Source organism: Peptidiphaga sp. (assembly GCF_057238965.1).
On sequence record NZ_DBHHEV010000022.1, the window covers coordinates 14,081 to 17,019 of the forward strand.

Here is a 2,939-nt window from a genome sequence, read left to right on the forward strand (position 1 = left end):
AAAGTGCGCGAGGCCCGATGCGTCGCGTTCAGCAGAACGAGCAGATCGTCTACGGAGGTTGGCATGCAGGCGAGCTTGAGAACATCCGCTCCGGCGGCGTCCATGGCCTCGAGCCGGGCGATGATCTCCTCGGCCGCCGGCGTGGCGTGAAAATCGTGGTAGGAGGCCAGGACGGCCACGCCTGCCTCGTGCGCGCCGTCGATGACCTCCCTCACTGTCGATTCGTCGCGGAATGCTTCGACGTCGATCGCGCTGACCTTTCCCGATCGGGCGACGGCCAGGAGCAGGTCCCGATAAGCGGAGGCCTCGATCGCCTTTCCTCCTTCGTCCGCGGTGCGGAAAGTCGCCAAGACGGGCAGATCGGTGAAGCCCGCAAGCGTTTCGAGGGCTGAGAGGACGTCAATCGAAGGGGCGAGGAAATCCATCCGCCATTCGACGACGTCCACGCCGTTCTCCGCACCGCTCGCGGTTTGCCCGCCGAGCTTCGCGATGCTCGCAGTTTGCTCCTTGATTTCGTCGAAGGTCTCCGCCGTGACGGGGACGATGACCTTCGTCCGGCCTTCGCCGAGGACGACGCCGCCGAGGGCTGCCGTCCTTTTCACGCTGCTCGTGCCGTCGTTGCTCATGCCGTTGCCTTTCTCGACTGTTTCTCGAGCCTGGATTCTCCTATTTTTCGGGCGTGGATTCTCCGAACTCGAATTCGCCGGGATTCGAATCGGCCCGGGCTTCGATTCTCCCAGATTTTCGTCAAAGGGCTTATGGGGCGGCAGGTTCTCGTCAAAAGGGTTTATGGGGGCGGCAGGGCGCGCGAGGGCGCGAGCATTGTGCGCAGACGAGGGCCGCGGACTGCGGCGCCCTTGTGGACTGCGGCATTCTTGTGGGTCGCAGCGCTCTTGCGGACCGCGGCCTCCTTGCGGACCGCGGCCTCCTTGTGGACCGTGACGCCCTTGCGGACTGCGGCATCCTTGTGGGTCGCAGCGCTTCTGTGGCACGTGGAAAAAGGCTGCGGACAGGCGAGAGACTGTGGACGGGTGAGCCTCATCGGCCCGATGGCGGTAAGCTACTTCCAGCGAAAGGAGAACAGTGACCGTCGTTAAAATCGCCCTTCTCGGAGCGGGAACCGTGGGAACCCAGGTCGCCCGCCTGCTTTCGGAGCAAAAGGAGGACCTCGCCGCCAGATCGGGCGCCCAGCTCGAGCTCGTGGGAATTGCTGTGAGGGATGTCTCAGCTCCTCGCGATCCCGCCGTCGACAGGTCCCTTCTGACGGACGACCCCGAGTCGATCATCGACGATGCGGACGTCGTCATTGAGCTCATGGGCGGAATCGAACCCGCGCGCTCCTACATTCTTCGAGCGTTCGCCGCGGGCGCATCGGTCGTCACGGGCAACAAGGCGCTTCTCGCGGCCCACGGCCCCGAACTTTACGAGGCCGCGGCGCGGGCCGACGTCGACCTTTACTACGAGGCCGCGGTGGCGGGCGCGGTTCCCGTCGTCTACGGACTGCGCGAATCGCTTGCGGGCGACAGAATCACGGCCGTTTTGGGCATCGTCAACGGCACGACGAACTACATTCTCGACGAGATGACCGTGAAGGGCCTCGATTTTGACGAAGCGCTCGCCAAAGCGCAGGAGCTGGGCTACGCGGAGGCCGACCCCACCGCCGACGTCGACGGCCTCGACGCCGCGGCCAAGTGCGCGATTCTCGCCTCGCTCGCCTTCCACACCCGCGTGGGCATCGACGACGTGCACGTCCACGGCATTCGCTCGATAACGAAGGCGGACATCGAATCCGCCGGACGTTCGGGGTGCGTGGTGAAGCTTGTGGCGTCGGCCAAGCGCCGCCCCGAAGGCATCGAATTGCACGTCGGCCCGACACTCGTTCCGCTCGATCATCCGCTGGCCTCCGTTCGCGGGGCGTTCAATGCGGTCGTCATTGAGGCGGAGGCGGCCGATCGGCTCATGTTCTACGGCCCCGGGGCCGGGGGAGCTCCGACGGCCTCGGCCGTCCTTTCCGACGTCGTCGCCGCCGCCTCGCACCAGGTCGACGGCGGGCGCGCCCCTCGTGAACTCATATACGGGGACATTCCGGTGCTCGAAGCCTCGCGTGGACGTTCGAGCTTCCAGGCGGAGTTCGCCGTGCGCGACGAAATCGGCGTGTTGACGAAGGTCACAGGTGTGTTCGCCGCACATGGCGTCTCGATCAAGGCCGTCGTCCAGACGGCCGGAGAAGACGGACTGGCTCGTCTGACCGTCAGCACGCACGAGGCCCTCCAAGCGGATCTCGAGGCGACTCTGGCCGAGCTGGCCGACGCCGAGTTCATTTCCGAGGTTTACAACGTCAACCGAGTGGAGGAATCCTGATGGCGCATCAGTGGCAAGGGCTCATTCGCGAGTATGCCGATTGGCTTCCCTTCGACGACGGCGATCCGATCGTCACCCTGAAGGAAGGCGGAACCCCGCTTGTCCGCGCCCGCGCCCTTGACGCGCGAACAGGGGCTTGCGTCTACGTCAAGGTCGAAGGCGCCAACCCCACGGGCTCGTTCAAAGACCGCGGAATGACGACCGCCATTTCCCAGGTGTTGACAACCGACGCAAAAGTCGTCGCGTGCGCCTCGACGGGCAACACGTCGGCTTCGGCCGCCGCCTATGCGGCAGCCGCCGGTTTGAGCGCCGCCGTCATCTTGCCCGCGGGAAAGATCGCCGCCGGGAAGCTTGCTCAGGCGATCGTCCACGGCGCCACGCTCGTCGCCGTCGACGGGAACTTCGACGATTGTTTGAGGATCGTCCGCGAACTGACCGAAAGCCATCCCGTCGCCCTCGTCAATTCCGTCAATCCATACCGGCTTCAAGGGCAGAAGACGGCCGCATTCGAGATCGTCGACGAGCTGGGCGACGCCCCCGACATCCACGTGCTCCCGGTGGGCAACGCCGGAAACATC

General features: G+C 65.2%; 4 protein-coding genes. 2 read left to right on the plus strand and 2 right to left on the minus strand.

Annotation, left to right across the window (positions count from 1 at the left end):
• Positions 1-626 (minus strand): type I 3-dehydroquinate dehydratase (locus ACO48X_RS04200; protein ID WP_485000880.1); only part of this gene is annotated, 626 nt, incomplete at its 3' end.
• A gap of 161 nt (positions 627-787) precedes the next feature.
• Positions 788-1,042 (minus strand): hypothetical protein, encoded by a 255-nt coding sequence (locus ACO48X_RS04205; protein WP_485000881.1) that lies wholly within the window; start codon positions 1,040-1,042, stop codon positions 788-790.
• 41 nt (positions 1,043-1,083) lie between these two features.
• On the opposite strand from ACO48X_RS04205, the gene ACO48X_RS04210 reads away from it, so the two are divergent.
• A complete protein-coding gene (locus ACO48X_RS04210) occupies positions 1,084-2,361 on the plus strand; it encodes a homoserine dehydrogenase (RefSeq protein ID WP_485000882.1) in 1,278 nt (425 codons plus the stop codon).
• The coding region (gene thrC / locus ACO48X_RS04215; protein ID WP_485000883.1) for a threonine synthase at positions 2,361-2,939 on the plus strand (579 nt) is incomplete at its 3' end. The genes ACO48X_RS04210 and thrC, both read left to right, overlap by 1 nt.